The 17,702-nt window shown below is 64.8% G+C and carries 9 protein-coding genes; 4 read left to right on the top strand and 5 right to left on the bottom strand.

Annotated elements, in window-relative coordinates:
• Positions 1-18: 18 nt before the first annotated feature.
• Positions 19-4,314, bottom strand: coding sequence for a LamG-like jellyroll fold domain-containing protein (locus ACFORO_RS21530; protein WP_377876439.1), 4,296 nt, complete (start codon positions 4,312-4,314; stop codon positions 19-21).
• 812 nt (positions 4,315-5,126) lie between these two features.
• On the opposite strand from ACFORO_RS21530, the gene ACFORO_RS21535 reads away from it, so the two are divergent.
• Positions 5,127-7,274, top strand: a complete 2,148-nt coding sequence (locus ACFORO_RS21535; RefSeq protein WP_377876441.1) for a hypothetical protein — start codon at positions 5,127-5,129, stop codon at positions 7,272-7,274.
• Between the two features lie 394 nt (positions 7,275-7,668).
• Here ACFORO_RS21535 and ACFORO_RS21540 read toward each other — a convergent pair whose 3' ends face one another.
• The 3 genes from ACFORO_RS21540 to ACFORO_RS21550 all read right to left on the bottom strand — a co-directional run bounded on the left by ACFORO_RS21540 (position 7,669) and on the right by ACFORO_RS21550 (position 9,721).
• Positions 7,669-8,535: a hypothetical protein gene (locus tag ACFORO_RS21540; RefSeq protein WP_377876443.1), complete on the bottom strand. Its 867-nt coding sequence runs from the start codon at positions 8,533-8,535 to the stop codon at positions 7,669-7,671.
• A 5-nt stretch (positions 8,536-8,540) separates the two neighbouring features.
• Entirely contained in the window at positions 8,541-8,744 is a 204-nt protein-coding gene (locus ACFORO_RS21545; RefSeq protein WP_377876445.1) for a reverse transcriptase domain-containing protein, read from the bottom strand.
• Between the two features lie 221 nt (positions 8,745-8,965).
• A complete protein-coding gene (locus ACFORO_RS21550) occupies positions 8,966-9,721 on the bottom strand; it encodes a barstar family protein (protein ID WP_377876447.1) in 756 nt (251 codons plus the stop codon).
• Positions 9,722-10,438: 717 nt separating this feature from the next.
• Here ACFORO_RS21550 and ACFORO_RS21555 point away from each other — a divergent pair.
• Genes ACFORO_RS21555 through ACFORO_RS21565 form a run of 3 tightly spaced genes read left to right on the top strand, consistent with a single transcriptional unit; the run spans position 10,439 to position 16,234 of the window.
• Positions 10,439-15,319 (top strand): wHTH domain-containing protein, encoded by a 4,881-nt coding sequence (locus ACFORO_RS21555; protein ID WP_377876449.1) that lies wholly within the window; start codon positions 10,439-10,441, stop codon positions 15,317-15,319.
• The gene (locus tag ACFORO_RS21560; protein ID WP_354736399.1) at positions 15,312-15,644 is read left to right on the top strand and encodes a hypothetical protein; all 333 of its coding nucleotides are present in this window, start codon (positions 15,312-15,314) and stop codon (positions 15,642-15,644) included. The genes ACFORO_RS21555 and ACFORO_RS21560 overlap by 8 nt, the downstream gene beginning before the upstream one ends.
• A complete protein-coding gene (locus tag ACFORO_RS21565) occupies positions 15,641-16,234 on the top strand; it encodes a hypothetical protein (protein WP_377876451.1) in 594 nt (197 codons plus the stop codon). Before ACFORO_RS21560 ends, ACFORO_RS21565 begins: the two co-directional genes overlap by 4 nt.
• A 416-nt stretch (positions 16,235-16,650) precedes the next feature.
• On the opposite strand, the gene ACFORO_RS21570 is transcribed toward ACFORO_RS21565, so the two are convergent.
• Entirely contained in the window at positions 16,651-17,088 is a 438-nt protein-coding gene (locus tag ACFORO_RS21570; protein WP_354736395.1) for an SHOCT domain-containing protein, read from the bottom strand.
• Between the last annotated feature and the right edge of the window lie 614 nt (positions 17,089-17,702).

Raw genomic sequence — 17,702 nt, forward strand, 5'->3', positions numbered from 1 at the left:
AGAAGAATTTCGGTGTGTTCAGCCCGCGAACAACTGGCGGGGGTCGTCTTCGAATCGGTCGTTGCCGACGACGGCGGTGCCGCGGACGCCGGAGTACACGCGGACGCCCGCGAGCCGCCCGTACCACTCGTCCGAGCGGTTGCCGCCCCAGATCCCCCGGCCGAGGAACAGGCCGCCGCTGCCGTCGCGGCCGGAGACGCCGCCGCCGTCCTGGGTGTTGAGGAAGAAGTTCTGCTTCACGTCGTTGACGTACAGCGTGACCATGTGGGTCGTGGCGTCGTAGGAGACCGCCAGGTGCGTCCACGTGTTGTCGACGACGTCCGCGTCGCTGAGCGCGTACCAGGCACCGTCGCTGGTCGCCGAAGTGGAGAGTAGGAAACTCCACTTCCCGTGCAGTTTCCCCGCACTGTCGGCCACGGCGCGATAGCCAAGCAGGAACGGCGAGTACTGCGCATCGTTCCCCCCTGCCACAGCCCGGGCGTACGGGTCGACCGCACCGACAGCGGACACGTCGGCAGTAGTCCAGGTGTGGCTGACCCAAGCCTCCACGGTGAAGGACTTGTCCGTGCGAAAGTTCGCCGGCTTCGGGACGTCAACCTGGCCGCTCCAGGAATTGTCGAACTGCGCGGCACACGCGGTCGGATTGCCTCCGGCGTCGGGGGTTGCGGCGAGCTGGACGCCGCCGGAAGCACTGCTCGCCCGCTGCCCAACCGACTCGTAGTAGCTGTAGCCCGCCATCGCCGCGATCTGGTCGTCGTTGAGCCCGGTCGCCCAGACACCGACCTGGTCCACGGCTCCCTTGAACAGGTTCACGGCACCTGGTTCTGCACCGAGTAGCGCGTTGCCGGTCGCGCCCCACGCCGCAGGCGCGGCGACGGTCGCTTCGCGTTTGCCGTCGACGTAGAGCCGCGCTTGCTTCGCGTCAGCGTCGAACACGACGGAGAGCATCGTCCAGGTCGAGGCCGACGGCGTGCTCGTCCCGACGGCCCACCGCATCGTCGCGGCGGCGTCGTCCGCGGAGTTGATGCCGAAGACCCAGTGCCCGGCGTCCTTGGCGTAGCGCAGTACGAAGTTTTCCGCGTGGCTGCCCGGCTGCGTCAGCACGGTGTAGGTTCCGTTGAGATCGTCAGGTTTGACCCACGCCGACACGGTGTACGAGCCGGCGGTGTTCACGGCCGGCCCGGACGACGTGCCAGTTCCGGTCGCACCGTCGAAGTGCACCGCGCCGCCGGAGTGGCCCGGCACCCAGCTGTAGCCACCGGACATGCTCACGTCGTTGCCGAACGCGCTGGTGTCGTGCCCTACCGCACCATTGGTTTCATTGAGCTGCCAATTCACTTGCTGCGACGGCACGCGCGAGGTCGCGCTCGTCAGCTCGGGCCCGCATCCCTCGGCGAGACCGTACGCGGCGACCAGGACGCCGACATTGGCGAAGTCGTGCACATCCGAGGCCGACAGCACACGCTGCCACACCTGGGCGTCGTCGATCTGACCGTGGAAGTAGTCGATCCTGCTGCCGTTCCATTTGCTGGCACCGATCAGCATCGGTCCGGACGCTGCCCACGGGTGCGCAGCGGTCGTTCCCTGTTTGACGCCGTTGACGTACAACGTGGCGATGTTTGTCTTCGCGTCGTAGGTCGCGGTCAGGTGAGTCCACACGCCCAGCTGCGGTGCGCCGCTCGCGATTGCCCTGGCGTCGTTGAGATCGGTGTTGTCGCCGGTGGTCATGCGCATGACCCATGCGTTGCTTTCCTTGTTGTACTGCAACAGGAACGGGTCCGTGAGCGTGCCGTCCTGCGCGAGCACGGTCTGGGAGTGGGTGGTGTCGGTCAGTTTCACCCACGCGCCGACCGAGAACGACTTCGTCGCGTCCAGTACCGGACCCGGGGTCTGGGCGAAGCCTGACGTGCCGTCGAGGCTCAAGGCTCCCTTCGCGCCCTCGCCGTATCCGTTCGCGTCGGGGTGGGACCAGCTGTTGCCCTGGTTGTAACCGGCCGACCATGCGGCTCCGCCGTTGAGCGCGGCGTTGTGCACGGCGATACCGCTGTTGCCCGGCGTGGTCGAGGCGGTGTCCGCTGCGGTGGTGCCGCCGGTCTCGTCGAGCGACCACGCGGCGGCCAGGTTCGTGCCCGGAGTCACCGGCTGCACATGATAAGAGCACGACGGGCCGTCCAGGTGGCCGTCAGCCACGCACGTCGCCACCGGACCTGGCGTGCCTGCCTTGTTCACGGCCTTGACGCGGATCAGGTTCTGGTTGCCGTTCACCGCGGTGGTGCTGAGGTTCGTCGTGGCGATCAGCGCGCCCCCGGCGTCGGTGCCTTGCGTGGCGGGCGCGGTCAGCGAGCCCTGCACCTGCGGCTCGGAACCGTCGGTTGTGAAGATGAAGTGGTCGATGTCGTAGAGGCCAGCGGTCGCCATGTCGACGCGCACCGAGAAAGCCGCCGTATCCCCCTGATTCACCGGTGGCGTGCCGGTCATCGTCACGCTCGGGGCGTGCGGTGCTTTGGAGTCCACCGTGAACTCGCAATTGCCGACCCAGTTGGTCCACAACTCGCCGTCGGTCGCCTGCATCGACCAGTTGTAGACGCCGTCGTCGTTGATCCAGCCCGCCGGCACAGCCGCCAGTTGCGCGGTCGCGCGCTGATTCGGTCCCGCGGTGCCGACCGCGACGAGGTTCGCTCCGTTGTCGTGGCTGTAGACGTTGTGTCCCACCGCGCCGAACGCGACGCCGAACTTCGCCAGCACCGTGCCACCGTCCGGATCCGACACCTGGCCTGCCAGCTGCGGCGTCTTCGTGAACACCCACGGCCGGTTCGGGCCGGTGACACACGGCAGGAGGCCGCGCTGCATCGACAGATTCGCCGGCGGGTTCGGGTACGAGTTGTAGTTCACCTGGAAATACGGGTTCAGCGCGAACCGGCGCCACGCCGCGGTACCGTCGCCCTCGTTCGCGGCCGCGAGCACGAACCACGTGCTCTGCCAGTAGTTCGCCGCCGCGTCCCGAGCCGCGCCGGTGGCATCGAACTGGCCCGCCACGTTGCCGGCGTCGTGGCAGTTCGCGACGTTCATGTCCGACACGTGATAGGACCAGCCGGGCTGCAGGTTCCACGTCGTCCCGGGGTCGGCCGGATTCGAGATCCACAACCCGGTCGGCCGCGGGCTGCAACTGTAACTGTGCAGCACTGTCGTGTTCAGCGTCGCACTGTGGATGACCGTGCCGCCCAACCGGGAGGTGTTCATCTGGATGTAGGACCGTGACGTCCCGGCCCGGTCGTAATCCTCGTACCCTGCCTTGAGATCGGAGAGATCACCGGTGGAGGCGTTCCAGTTGTGCGCATCCGGGTAACCTGATTGCACGACCACATGGGACTGGATGCCGCAGGACGTGCACCAGTTGTCCGGATCGAGCGAGACCGGGTAGCGCGTCGCCGGGTCGTCCAGGAACGACTGGTCGGGAGCGATCGTGACTTTGTCTGCCGCGAGCTGGAAGTCCATCACCGCCTCGCGACGGCCGCCGCCTTCGCCGAGCTGTTGCTCAGCAGGCGATCCGACCCCGGACGAGTCCCACATCCGGGAAGCGTCACCGGCGAACAGCACCTTGCCCGAACCGTCCGTCACTTGCAGGCCGTCGGTCGGCTTCGGTTGCGCCGGCGTGCCGCGGCCCTCGCCTTCCGCGACGGAAACAGATGTGTTCTTCGTGTACAGACCGAACGCGACCTCGCGCAACTTGGGGTTCTTCGCCGCGTCCGCTGTCTTGATGACCAGGTTCTCGGTGTAGCCCTCGGTTGCCGCCTTCACCGTCAGGTCCACGCCCGGAAGCACTTCCGCGTAAGTCGCGGTATCGCCCTCCAGACGCGGCTTCGGCAAGTCAGCCGTCCACTTCAGCCCAACTGCCTTGTCCTGCGCGCCAGCCTTCACGATCGGTGTCGCCGCGGAACCGGTCCCACCCGGGTTGAGCGCGAGATCGATAGCCGCAGCCTTCGGCCCGATCGTGCCGTCAGATCGCTGCACCAGCGTGGAATCGACCGCAACCCAGGCAGCCCCCTGCTTCACCCGCACGGGATGCACGTACTGCGTCATCGTCCACGAACCATCGGGATTCGCGAGCACCTGCGTGGTCTCGGTCGTCTCAGAAGCAACCTCGACCTGCTTGTCGCCCTCGCGGGCATAAGCAGCCGCGGTCACCTCGTCCGCCGCGGTGTCAGGAACAGCCGCCGCAGCTACCGAACCACCGGTCTGAACCACTGTCGCGGTACCCAGCACCACCGTCGCCGCAACGAAAAAAGCGCGCCAGCGCACAACCCGACCACGCACGACATCCCCCTCGCCCAGAGCAACCAGCCGCAAACGCTGGGCCCCCGACGAACCCGGGATTACTTTGCCTAATCAACCAATTTAAGGAAATACGCCAAACGGAGCATTCGGCGTCAGGTTACAAAACAGCCAAGAATTCCAGGAAGCGATGTCCATGCCAACTTCACAACAAGACAAATAGCACTATTCAGACAACTCGAAAAGTCAGGCCTGAATTAGTCACCAACACACCATAAGTCGACCAAGTGAGACAGCTATCGACCAACCATGCAACTCTTCCGACGTGCCAAGGCGACATCCTGTGGTGCAAGCCTGCGCCGCGGAATCGGAGGGAGAGAGAGTGGAACGCTTCAGCCAGCGACTCGCGAGGGCGGCCAGCCGCTGGCTATGACCAAGGTCGAGCATCGACGGACTCCGCGACGAGCACTCGACGCTCAGAAGGTGTGCTCTATTCGGGTGAGTGTCAGTGGCTGTCCGCTTCGATGCGAGCGATCAGATGTGATCATGTCGCCGATGACCTCCTTACTGACCCATCCTTTGGACTGGACGGACGTTCCGGTTGCAGGAGTCGCGCGACGCGCTCGGCCGCCGCAAAGCGGTCGAGATCGAGGGCTCCGAGACCGTCCGCGCGCGTCGGATCGAGGCGTTCACAGTTCGCGGCTCCGCTGAAGCGGTGCCCGCGTCGGCGGAGTCCTCGTCAGCGTCGAGCAAGCGCCAACTGCCGGAGCACATTAGCCGACGCAGATCGACTTCCCCGTCAAGCGTTGCCGCGCTGACGGGCATCAAGGGGCAAAACCACATGGGGGAGAACTGTGCTGGAAAAGGAATTACAGGGCTTCGTAGACAATCTGATCGGCGACGGTCGACTAGTCGGCAGCATCGTCGGCTGGGACGAGGTGGAGTCCGTCGCACTGGATCAGGTGCAGGGAAGCGAGAGGCTGTTGCTCCTGGACGACATCGTCCTCCATCGAGTGGCCGATGCCGCGTTGATGGTGCGCGACCGGCTCGTTGATCTTACGCTGGTGTCCAACTACACGCGGTCGATCTCTCTCGACCGGTCTGAAAAGCTGTACGCCGACCTGCTCTACATGTCACCGGAAACAGGTTCGGTGGTCGTGTTCGAGATCAAGCGAGCCAAGGCCACCGCGCGAGAGACGATCACCGAACTGCTCGCCTATGAACAAGAGTTGCGCAACCACTTGCCGTTCTCGGCCCGGACGGACATTTGCTTCGTCGTGGTCTCCACGGATTACGCGCCGTTGCTGGACCACTCGCTGTCGTCGTTGATCACCTGGCACGGGCTGAGAATTCTCTGCCTCGAGGCTGATGAATCCCTGCAACTCACTGTCCGGCTTCCGTCAGGATGGACGAGCCTGGGGCAGGACGTCATCCCCGCACGCCATATCGACACCATGACGTTGAGGTTCACCCCGCACGACCCCCACGCCGATCCCGTCTCGACGGGATGTCTGCTAGGCAGCGCGCTAGACCTGATCGGGCGTGAGGCAGACCGCGGCGGCGTCACCGGTTTCGGCTTCGCCTGGGAGAACAGCGACTACCCCATCGGGTCCATCGAGCCTGTCGGACTCACCGTCGCGCGGGTCAATCCGGCAGGCTTCCTCGGCGCCGCGAAAGCGGACTACTTCCTCGGCGCGATGACGCGCTCGCCCCTGCATAAGCGCGTCGCGGAACTCGGCTGCGGCGACCGCTGGCATCCCTCCTCGCCTGAACTCGATGCCGCGACACGGTTCCTGTCATCGCACGGAACCGTGAGCTGGCACCGGACCGGCAGTTGGCGCGACATGCGCAGCGACCAGCGTCACCGCAGCACGGGCCCGATCATGGACCGATACGCCGTCCCGGTCGTGTTCAACTCCTGGGGCCTCATCGGCGACTACACCCGTGACCTGCTCACCAATCCGGCACGACTCGCCGACACTTGTGGCGAGCTCGCAGGAGCCGTGATCGGCACTCACACACCCGATTTCGCGTTGAAGGTCATCGACACCATCGCGCCAGACGAGAAGATCCCGACCTTTGGCGCGCAGTGGTTCTCCCGCCTCGGGTTTCGGCTCGCGCGATTGTGGACATACGCCAAGGCGTACCAGGTGAAGACAGACCCGCTTGTCCGCAACCGGATCCGTTCGCTTTTGGCCTGGGCACGCGCCGACTTGGCCGTTCCCATGACCGAACTGCAGCTCGCCGCATCGCTCGCCGACACTGCGACACGCCCACCACAGCTTGTCATCGGGCCGAGCAACGGTGGCGAACCTACCGAGGATCCGGACGTGATCCGGCGGCTCGTCACGTGGATCGGCGATGACCTCGTCGGCAATACCAGCCCGCTGCACAAGACCCTGGTTGAAGCCGCATTCCAGAACGCACAGGCACTCGACGAAGGACTGCTGACGATCGCACCTGAGATCGACCTACGGGAGATCGTCGCCCAAACGATCTACAACGCGCGCGGAGGACTGGAGATCGCAGCGCACGTTGCACACCGGCGGCGAGGTGCTCTCGCGGGACTGACTGCCCTGCTCCACGCTACCTTCGATCTGCCTTGTGAACCCGACGCCGATCCCGCCGCACTGTCAGCCATGATCGACACCATTCCTGCGGATCGCCTGCTGGACGGCTACACCCAAGCCGTCCCTGCGGCACTGGACATCGCCTATCCGCCTCTTCACTTCGGCGGAAGGAGAGAACGAGTCATCCTGTCCAGCGGGGCCGTCGCAGTTCTGCGACGCAAGATACGCGCGCTCTGGGCGGCCGGGCGGCCGGCCGGTGTCTACGTCGACGGTAGCGGCGAATACGGGATCTGCCTTCTGGAGGACGAGGTCCTCGCCATGTTCCGTTCTCCTGGCGATGACCAGGTCATCGTGCGAAGCGCTCGCCCAGGTGGCATGGAAAGCCACTTCCTGCGCACCTGGACCGAGTTGACAACTAAGCCGTCGCAGTGACCGAGTGTGACCGTCTCCTGTGGGCAACTCCGCCTTTACAGCCTCCGGATCTCGATCCCGGCCAACACCGCCATCCGCAACACACAAGAGAGTTCACTTCCCCGATAATGTCCGCCACCGGGCGACCAGCCACATATCGAGTAGCCGCTCATCGACAGAAGAGGGCATTCGCGGCTAGACGAGAATGACTCATGGGCGCTGTCATCGAGAACGTGTTCTTGAACCGACGCCCAACTGCAAGGTGGTCCTAGCGCTGGTAACACGGTGGTCTCACGAGTTCGTCAACTGACGGATCCCTTTGCCACCGCGCTGCGCCGCGCGGTGGCCGGGGGTGCGAGCAAAGTCGCGGCATGACTAGCACGTCCGCGGGGCGAGAATCAAAAGAAAAGTGCTGTCAGGTACCAGGTCTGATGACTTCGTCGTGGGAAGAATTTGTTCCCAGATCGGTGATAAGCCGTACGACCGGACGGTTGCAGGCTGACCAGCCTTCAAAACCGCGCACAGCTGCACTGATCGCCCCGACAGCGCTCGGTTTCCAGGCTGAGGCAGTGGTCGCGAAGACCAACTGATCGGCCTGGACCCACGCCGCGGCCTGGCACTTCTTGTCGATCTCGGTGCGCCGCTTGACTTTCACGCCGCCACCCAAGTCATCGCTGTGCTTGCATTCGGCGACAATGAGGGCGTCCTCGCGGTAGGCGATCAAGTCAACTTCGACCTGCGGCTCGTTGTCTTTCACGAACTCTAATTCCATAAGGTCCTGGTACCGCACAGGGCGGCCCTGCGACGGCGCAGACAGACGAGCTGACAGCAGCGCGACCACGTCGCCGTGGTCCCGGAGCAGGTGCTGCGCCACCGGGTGCAACCCGTAGAACCATGCGGGTTCGCACGTGGAGCGGTGCCAGGCGCTGTGGTCCAACTCGTTCCCGCTGTCGCAGCGCTCGCAACGCCAAGTCTGTGCGAGCTTGTCGATGATCAGAAACTGCTTGCTCTGGCACACGGCACAGCGCAACACCAGTCCGCGGCGCAGGACCCGCGCGCGCAACGCGCGGTCGAGCTCGCCGCGAACATCCTTGTCGGACAGTCTGTCAGTGCGGTCGACGAAGCCGTCGAAGCTCAGTACGCCTTCTCCGGCCCGCAATACGACGCCACGTCCATCCGGGTAGGCCTCTTCGACAGAGGAAGTCGTCGGCAGGAGGTCGTGGAGCGCGGGAAGCAGCGGCCCGCCGAACAATGAGGCAAATTCACGGCGGCCGCCAAGCATCCGGGTCAGCTGAGCGGTGCGCTGCCCGGCGTCGCTGACGCGGCGATCGCGTCCTGTGCCTGGCGTCCGGGGCGGAACCCGTAGGAGCGTGGGTGAAAGTTCACCTCGAAAATCGGCTCCAACACCAGCTTCAGGGCCGCTTGGACCACCCGGTCGGCCGTGGTAGGGATTCCCAGACGACGCATCTTTCCGTTCGCCCTGGGAATCACTCCGCCTCCAGCGCGACGCCATCGACACGCTCGGCACTGCGCTCAACGGCTCGTCGATCACCGAGACGACCAGCTCCGACTGCGACGAACCGCCACCTTGCGCCGCCTTCGTACGCTGACGTTGCCGTCAACTACTGCCGTCAAGACCCGCTGAAGGCCCACCAGGAACTGCCTTATGGGCTTTCAGTTTCGCACTTCTGACGCCCAGAAATCGAGCACTGCTACCTGAGTGTCACGTCTACGCCGAATTCTCTCAGAACGTCTATAGCGGACGCCGCCAGCGAGGCACCCATCCTTTCTTGCGCACCGGAAAAGTGTTCCCATACCAACTTAAACGAAGCACTAGCGTTTCGGGACGACGCAATGCAGTCAGCAAGCCCGTCAAGAGTGGATCCAAAATATCCGCCGGGACCATTAACCGCTTCGCCAAGCGCACAATAGAAGCTGCCTTCACCAACGATCTGACTTCCATCGATTACGCAGATTTCGCCAACGCCGTACCTCTTAGCCGCATGTCCAGTTTCGAACCAAGAGTTCTGCACCACATGGAGCCAGCTAGCATGCGATTCGATGGGATACCCCACCCATTCCCCCTTCATAAGGGGACCCCCTGAAGACCATCGACGCCAGATTGCTCCCGCTGCGACGTACGGGCAGGTATAGCCATAGAAGGTCGCAACAAAGCCACCCCGCCCGGGGCCTTCCTTACCCTCGAACGTAGAGCGCAGCCCTACCCGCCCGATGTAATACGACCCGATCGCCTTGCCGAGTGAGTTGACCACGCGCAGCTCTACGTCCGACAGGTCCTTGCCGAGGCGGACCGGTTCTCGCGCAGACCCGAAGACCAAGATGTCCTCTGACTGTGCGTGATCAGACTCCACAAAGAACCCGTTGATTTCATGCGCCGCGATGATGACCGTTCCGGACTCTTCTTCGACTAGGCGATAGAGCGGAATAACCGGGCTGCTTTCACTCATCTCGCACCTTCCCACTATCAACCAGGTGAATTCTAGCAGAGAGCCCGGAGAAGCCTGACAGGGAAGTATAGCGCACTGAAGGTCTTGATCGTCTCGTAGTGTTCAGTCGTCCACCCCATCACTGTCCGACCATCGGGCAGGGTCTTCGCTATAATCCGAGAGCTGTCACCCTTAGATCCGGGAACTCGATACTCCAAGGCACTCGCCCACCGCCTCTCGTGAGGCAACCTACCTTCGAATACACGCTGCGCCCCAGTGGCAGGATCCGTCTGCGGAACGCCTCTCCCGGCTCGCTTCGACGGCACGACCTTCACCGGTGCGCCCGGTTCAATGGCGCGACTTTCGGCGGTGCTGCCCGGTTCGGCGCAGCAAATTTCCGCGGCCTGACTTTGTTCGACAAAGCCGTCTTCACGGGCGAGACACAATTCGGAGGCGCAACCTTCCGCGGTGCCGCCACTTTCATGGACGCGACGCAGGAAGGAGCCGCGTTCACACCGCCCAACGCCGCCAGCCGTGGCGCACGATGACGGCCAGTTGGCCTCAAGCCAACGCGTCGGACCCTGGCGAGTTCGACGAAGCCGAACATGTCGGTCCTATCTCCGGGGCCGGAGAGTTCGCGCCGGTCGCTGTCCACGAGGCATCGCGCGCTGTAACGAACCGGTCGTCGTCTCCGAACTTTGTATGTTCGTGCAGGCGACGTGAGCTTGGGAGGCGGCCGTGGCGGATCGGCTCGCGCTGCTGATCGGTGTTCCTTCTTGTGACAATGATCTTTTCGAGGCGCTGCCGGAAGTCGTCGCCGCCGATGTCAGGCGCATGGCGGACGTGCTGGTCCAGTCGAGCTACGAAGTCCGATACTGCGGAGTCGGCGACGAATCGGGCCGAGAGCCCACCGGGAACCGGATCCGCTCGGCGACGATGAAAGCCTTCCGGGACGTCGCTCCTGGCGGAACCCTTCTGTTGTATTTCTCCGGGCACGGCGTCACCGTCGGCGGCAAGGGCTACCTGGTGCCGCAAGACGCCTATGCCGGCCCCCACGGACCCGACCCGGAATGCCTCGTCTCGCTGATACCCAGTCGCCTCGGCGAGTCCCGGGCAGGCCTCGTCGTCTTCGCCGTAGACGCATGCCGGGACGATCTGTCCGACTCGCTGGCCCTGGTGCCCAGCAGCGGTGAGCTGCCATATCCATCGGACGGTTCCTTCGTCTTGTTCAACAGCTGCCAACCCGGGGAGCGCAGCCAGCACGGTGACGACGGCAGCTATTTCACCCAAGCGCTCGCGGAGGTGCTGGACCGGCGCAACCCCGCACGGACCCTGACCGAGGTGCACGACGAGGTCATGCGCCGGATGGCGCGCAAGACGGCCAGAACCGACGGACTCGAACAGAAACCGGATCTGGTGATCGCGCACCGCCCCGGCAGCACAGCGCGACCGGGCAACTCCGTCATCTGCGCGGGCGACCAAGTGGGCGAGGCTTGGCGGCGCGCAGCGGAGAACACTCCGATGTGGGAGCGCTGCCTCAAGGACGATCCCGGCCGACAGCAGGCATCGGAGGCGGTTCTCGGCGTCGTCGACCAGTGCTCCAAGCAATGGCTCGAAGCTCAGGAGTTCCTCGCAACCCGCACCGGGATCGTCGATCCCTGGGCAGCGCAGGACTATCCGGTCCGAGTATTGGCCGCCGTCCATAAATGCTTCCCCGAGGAAGCGGGGTTCAGCTCGGTCGAGTTGGCGGTTCTCGTGGCAGCGCCGTTCCTCCGGGAAGCCGCGCTGAGTGCCGGCATCCGGCTCGCCGCGACCGTCGAGCCCACCGATTTCACCCGCACCTTCCGCGACGGAGCCAGAAGCGACCTCGAGACCACCCACTCCATCTACGAGCACGTGTGCCGCCGTGCGGAAGGCCTGGCCCGGCGCGATCGCGCGGAGCCCAGAGACGCACTGGGAATGTGGCTGGTGCACCAATGGCTCGCGGTCCGTCCCTCGCTGTGGACCGAACCGAGCGTCGAACAGCTCTGCGGGCAACTGGCACGGGCGGCAGCGGGCTGGGTAACCGCGGCACTGACCGAACGCGAGCTCTGCTCCACAATCCACACCCTGATCGAGTGCGTGGACGCCTCAGCAGACGACCAACGCCTCGTGAACTTGGTTCGGCAGCGTGTGTTCGACCCTCGCATGCGCGCGATGGCCGCAGCGCTGTGGCTGGGCGGGGTGCTGGCAGCCGATCCTCGCCGGGTGTCCGCCGTCGTGGTGGACCACCTGGGCATCGGCTCCGAGGTCCAACTGTCCGCCCTGCACGCGGCGACCGTCAACGCACGCTGGGAGCGCAACGGCACCGACCTCGAACTGCACGCGATCTGCGATCACCCCGCGCTGCACGCGGCATTCACCGACCTCGCGCACCGCGCCGACGTCGTGCTCAAGACCGCCCTGGCATTCGACCCCGCCAAGGAATTGATCGACCAGCTCCCAGACAGGGCGAACTCCGACGGACTCCGGCCAGAGAACCAGGACGGGCAGCCGGTGTTCGACACCCCGCTGCTCCGCTTCCGGCTTTCCGACGACAAGGTGCGCGAACTGCTGATGGGACGCCAGCTCTATGGCGAGCCTGACCTGGCGATCCGCGAGTTGTACCAGAACGCGCTGGACGCGTGCCGCTACCGCGATGTCCGCCGACGCTACCTCACCCGACGCGAGTGCTCCATTGTGGACTGGTCAGGACTGATCTCGTTCCGGCAAGGCACCGATCCGGAGGGCAGGGAGTTCATCGAGTGCACCGACAACGGTGTCGGGATGAGCATGGACACGATGGTGAGCACGTTCGCCAACGCGGGCGAACGGTTCGTCTACCGGTCTGGGTTCCGCTCCGAGCAGATGCGCTGGCAAGAACTCGATCCCCCGCTGCGGCTCATCCCCAACAGCCAATTCGGTGTGGGGGTATTCAGCTACTTCATGATCGCCGAGGAAATTCACATCACGACGCGCCCAGTCGGCGAAGACGACGTGGTCGGTCCTCAGGCGTTCAACGTTCGCATCGCCAGCAGCGGCAGCCTGTTCCAGATCACCCATTCGAGCGACATGCCGGCGGGCGGAACCCGGATCCGGCTGTATTTGACCGGCGAGGACTCGCTGTCGGTGCTCCGCACTCTGCGCCGATTGCTCTGGATCGCCGAGTACACGGTCGACGTGATCGAGGCCAATGGATCACGCGAGAGCTGGCAACCCGAGTTGCTACGGTTCCCCGATGCCGTCGTGGAACCGCTGAAGCACGGCGAGGACCTTTGGTGGGTCCCGGGAGAAGGCGGCTTCGCCGCCGACGGCGTCCGGACGAACGAGGAACGCCATGGCCTCATCGTCAACCTCCGCGGACCGCGCCGGCCGCAGTTCACCGTCGATCGCAACAGGCTGCGGCAATGGGACAAGGACTGGATCCGGCAGCAGATCCGTGAATCGCTGCCGGCCCTTCGGCAGTGGCCAGGACTAACCCTGCCCTGGCTGTGGGAGGTGTCGGACCAGACCCCGACCATCGCCGAGGACGTGTTCGCCTATCTCCTCGGCCAGGAGCACGACATGGCCGTGCAGGGTGCCTGGGGGCGAACCAGCGCGCCGCTGAGCCGAGTCGGCTGCTTGCCCGTCGATCGCGAACTGTTCACCGGCGAAATGATCCCGTGGAGCGGCGGGACGAGGGACTGGTGGATATCCGCTTGGCGAGTGGGCGCGTGGAGGGGAGTCACCACCTTCGCCAGCTCGGAGCACGTGGCCGAACCGGCGACGACTATCGGCTTCCCTGTTGTGAGCCCGATGGATGCCAACGTGCTCGGCGCGATCTACTCTTCCGGCCGTTACTACCGGCGTCCCGGCAAATTCGGGCGACCGTCGATTGACGAGGTCCTCGAGGCGGCGGCTGACAAGGACGAGTCGCCCTCGGAACGGATCAAGCGTCTCCGTCGCTATGCAATCACCGGGATCGATCTCTCCGCCGCGCGGAACATCCCCCGCATCGACTACCGATTCGTGGACAAGGACGACGTCCTGCCCGGATCCACCGAGGAGGAATCCCTCCTCGGCGCAGTCGCTGCCTTCGCACCAGCCGACCGGCACGGATCTCCCCCAGGATTCAGCCTGGCGAGGGCTTCGGCCAACCTTCGCATCCCTCTTGGCGAGGTGATTCGGCGGGTGGCCGCATTCACCTCCTCCGACTGGACCAATCCGCTGGCAGGCCGCCTCCGCCAGCTGCACGACCACGTCTTCACCCGCGGCGAAGTCGAATTGTTCACCCAGGATTTCTTCGTCGGCTTTCCCTGGACAAACCCCACCGTTTCGCCCGCTCACGTGCTGCGAGCGAGTTCCAAGCTGGGCCAACCGGTGAGCTACGTGCTCAAGCTGCTGGATCGCTTCACCGCCCTTGGTTACGCGGTGGCTGGCAGGCAGTCCTACCCGGAGGATCCAACCCAACTAGAACAGGAGGCTCTGCGGTTCGCCGAGACGCTGGGTTTCGAGCTCACCTGGCTGCACCTCGTTCAGCTCGCCGGCGCAACCGGCGAGACCGTCCAGGAGATCTTCACCGGCCTGCACCGTCTCGCCGACATCGGGATGATCCGCCTGCCGGCGATCGGCGCGGCTCCCGAACCGGCGACCGAAGACGAGCAAGCCATCATCAACGACGAGTTGTACGAATTCGACTGGTCGACATACCGCCGTGTTCTGGCCCCGGGATGGCTCGCAGTGCTGGATCTGCTCCGAGGGGTCGGGGCTCGCGAGTTTCACGACTACGAGGAACGGCTGCGGCGCCGCCGGCGTCTGCTCGACATCGTCGGCCTGGATCGGCCGATCACGGTCCCTGAGGTCCTGCAGCTGGCTTGGTTCCTCGACTACGACATCGCGAAATCCATCGAGTACTTCGAAACCATCTACCCCGGAACGGCCGATCTGACGGCCCTGCCGCCAGCCGCGTCCGAAGCAGAGGGATTGACGCCTCGGCACGAGGAATGCATCGCCATGTTGGGCTCTCGCCACTACTTACTCGACAAGGGAGACAACTTTGAGGTGGATTGGGCGCTGCGCCCAGGCGACATAGTCGCAGCCGCGGCAAGGGCACGACAATCAATTTCGGCCTTGCTCGAACGCCTCGAACCCTACCGCGTTCTCGGCGCGCCTCTTCCTGTGATCGATGCAGCTGCCCGAAAGTCGCTGCCGGACAGGCCCGCCGACCGGCATGACCTCGCGATGCTGACCTCGGTTGACGAGCTAGGACGCCGTTGCTATGTCGACACTGTGACGCCGCTGTGGCTCGTTCAGACCGCGGGCCGGCTGGGCTGGACGCTGACCGAAGCACACGCGCGCTTCGCCGCGCTCGAGCCGATCGGCCTCACATGGACCTACGACCCGGCAGCGTGCCTCCAGGATATCGCGTCCTGGCAGGACCTTCTGATCCTCACGGAATACCTGGACGGCCAGGAACCCGCGATCTCCGGAACAATCACCGAGGAGCATATTGCCGCGAGCGCCCGCGAGATAGACGAAACCGCAGCAGCAGTCCGCGAACGCCTGCGTCGCTACGCTCCGCTGTTCGGATACGAACTCCTCACGGAGGGCTCCGTTGACTGACGACACCCGGGTCGAACACCACCGGTCGATCCCCTATCAAATCAAGGACTACGAGCTGCAGCCCGGATTCGCCGCAAAACCCCTCGACGGCGGACGGGGCATCAACGTCACCGGGATCTGCCCCGGTTGCGGCGGCCGAACGACGACGAACTGGCACTATGGCATCGGAAGCGGCTATAAATCATTCCGGCGCAAGAAGACGCCGCCGCCTGAGCCCGCCGCGGGCCGCACGGTCTGCTGCGACTGCGGCCACGGCCACTCGGACCGCCCTGCCGACGAGCCTTTCCTGGGCTGCGGTGCCCACTGGCGGGTGAAAATGTCGTGAGTACCGAGCGGCTGCTGTGGGCGCGGAAAGCACAGGAACTTCGATTCCACCAACTCGAGGCGACGCGCAAGCAGGCGGAGTCCTGGCGGACCGGATTGGCCAGCCTGACCGCTCTGTTCAGCGCCGTCCTGGTGATCAAAGGGCGCGACAACCTGACCAGCCTCGCCGCGCCCTATGCCCAACTGACTGCGGCCCTGTTCGCCTTGGCGCTCATCGCATTCGTTGTCGCCACCCTCTCGGCGATCCGGGCAGCGTCCGGAGCGCCGGGAGAGACGTGCCTGCTGGCTGGCGAGGATCTGGAAGCCTGGACCCGCAAGGAAACGGCCGAAGCCGGACGGAAGATCGTGTTCGCCCGCCGGACATCCCTGTTCGGAGTGTGCCTGGTAGCCACCGCGACCGGGCTCGCATGGTTCGCGCCAGCCGCGAGCAGTGCGGAGCCCACCGTCACCGTCGAGTCGAGGAGCACGCGATATTGCGGGGGCCTGGCCGGGGTGTCGGGCGGCTCGGTCATCGTCCATTCACACGAGACCTACCAGATCATCCCGCTGGACTCCGTCGCAACGGTTCGCCCCAGCCAGTCCTGCCCCTGACCCGCACGGAGCGGACGGGCTCGATCGAATGCTGCCGTTGCTGCTGCGACGCCCGCAGCGACAGCATCGCGAGGAACACGCTCACGGTCGTCACGACGCTCGCGATGTTCTGGATCACGCGCCCGCCTCACGCGAAGCGGAAGCACTGTCGGCAAGGCAGCTCTGTCCAGCGAATCGTCCGCACAGCGGCAGCGCCGCCGCGTCGGAGCCACCACCACACGGGCTGACAACGCGCCGCCCCGGCATCACCATTTCGAACACGCCGATGTTGTCGGCGCAAGCACCAAAAACATCACAACGACCACGCGGACGTGACCGAACTGGAATCGTCGCCGGCTCCGGTCGGACGTGTCGCCCGGCGCATCGCGGCGGCTTCGGCGATCCCCGCAACAGCAGCGGAAGGCGAGACCAGCGGGTCAGTCCAGCAGTTTCGCCTTCGCTCGGGCGAACTCGTCCGGAGAGAGCACGCCCGTGTCGCGCAGCTCGGCGAGCTTCGCGAGCTCGTCTGCAATGGTGGCCTGCGCTGGCACTGGCGCGTGTTGCGGGACGTTTCCGCGGTACGAGGGATGCGCCCGGATCCATTCTTCGACCTTCGCCGCGGTTCCGTGGTTGACCGGGCAAGAAGCGAGCTCTGTCCCGCTGCCTTGCAGGACGAGCATCTGCTGGAACGCGCTCGCGCCGTTCTTCTTGTCCTGCCGCGTCGCCTTGCGGACCGAAAACCCGGTGATATCGGCGATGTTGACCTTGAAAGCCGGAAGCAGCTTGCCGGTTTGCCGGTACTCGATGACGCCGCCGCCGTAGTCGATGATGCTCCCGCTCCCGACACCCAACCCGTGGCTCTGCCCGCTCGCCATCACTTGCCTCCGCCCTGATCAACACAGTTCCGGTAGTTGACATCGCGGAAGCGAGCCCGTCGGTTACCCGTCAGGCTCGGCAGCGATCAATACACGAGCTGAATCAGCACAGCTTCTGAAAGAGCGCCTCGCACAGTTCCCCTGCGTATCCCCTGATGCGAGCTTCGCCCGGCTTCCCACCGGGACTGGCTGCCACTGATAACAGCCCAGGACCCACCGCCGCCTTCCCGAACTCGCCCGAGGCAAGAGACTCCGCAACGTTCAACGCGCGAGTGACTCGTGCTTGCGAATTTCAACCAGCAGCGGACGGGCCGCAACGCTCCCGCAGACCGCAGACGTCAACAACTTAATCACATAAGGCCCCTTTGCCGACCTGTTGGTCAAGAACTAAAAATAGCGAATCCGCGTCAACCGCAAACCACGGCGATAGTCGTAGGTCATTCGGGGGATCAACGGCAGCGACCGCCCGGTTTGCCCGTTCTCGCGTCCGTCTTAGCCCGTTGATGCTCCGCGGCTTGCCCGTTCTTACCTGCACGGCTTGCAAGCAATCTTGTGCACGGCGCACCGGTTGATTAGCGTCGTCAGCCGGTGCGCTTTTCGAGTTTTCCCGGGAA

The sequence above is a fragment of the Amycolatopsis halotolerans genome, assembly GCF_042647905.1.
Classification (GTDB): domain Bacteria; phylum Actinomycetota; class Actinomycetes; order Mycobacteriales; family Pseudonocardiaceae; genus Amycolatopsis; species Amycolatopsis halotolerans.

What these genes read in the sequence shown, in the direction of transcription:
- ACFORO_RS21540 (WP_377876443.1), bottom strand. Translation starts at nt 8,535, where the DNA reads ATGCTTGGCGGCCGCCGTGAATTTGCCTCATTGTTCGGCGGGCCGCTG.
- ACFORO_RS21550 (WP_377876447.1), bottom strand. Translation starts at nt 9,721, where the DNA reads ATGAGTGAAAGCAGCCCGGTTATTCCGCTCTATCGCCTAGTCGAAGAA.
- ACFORO_RS21570 (WP_354736395.1), bottom strand. Translation starts at nt 17,088, where the DNA reads ATGGCGAGCGGGCAGAGCCACGGGTTGGGTGTCGGGAGCGGGAGCATC.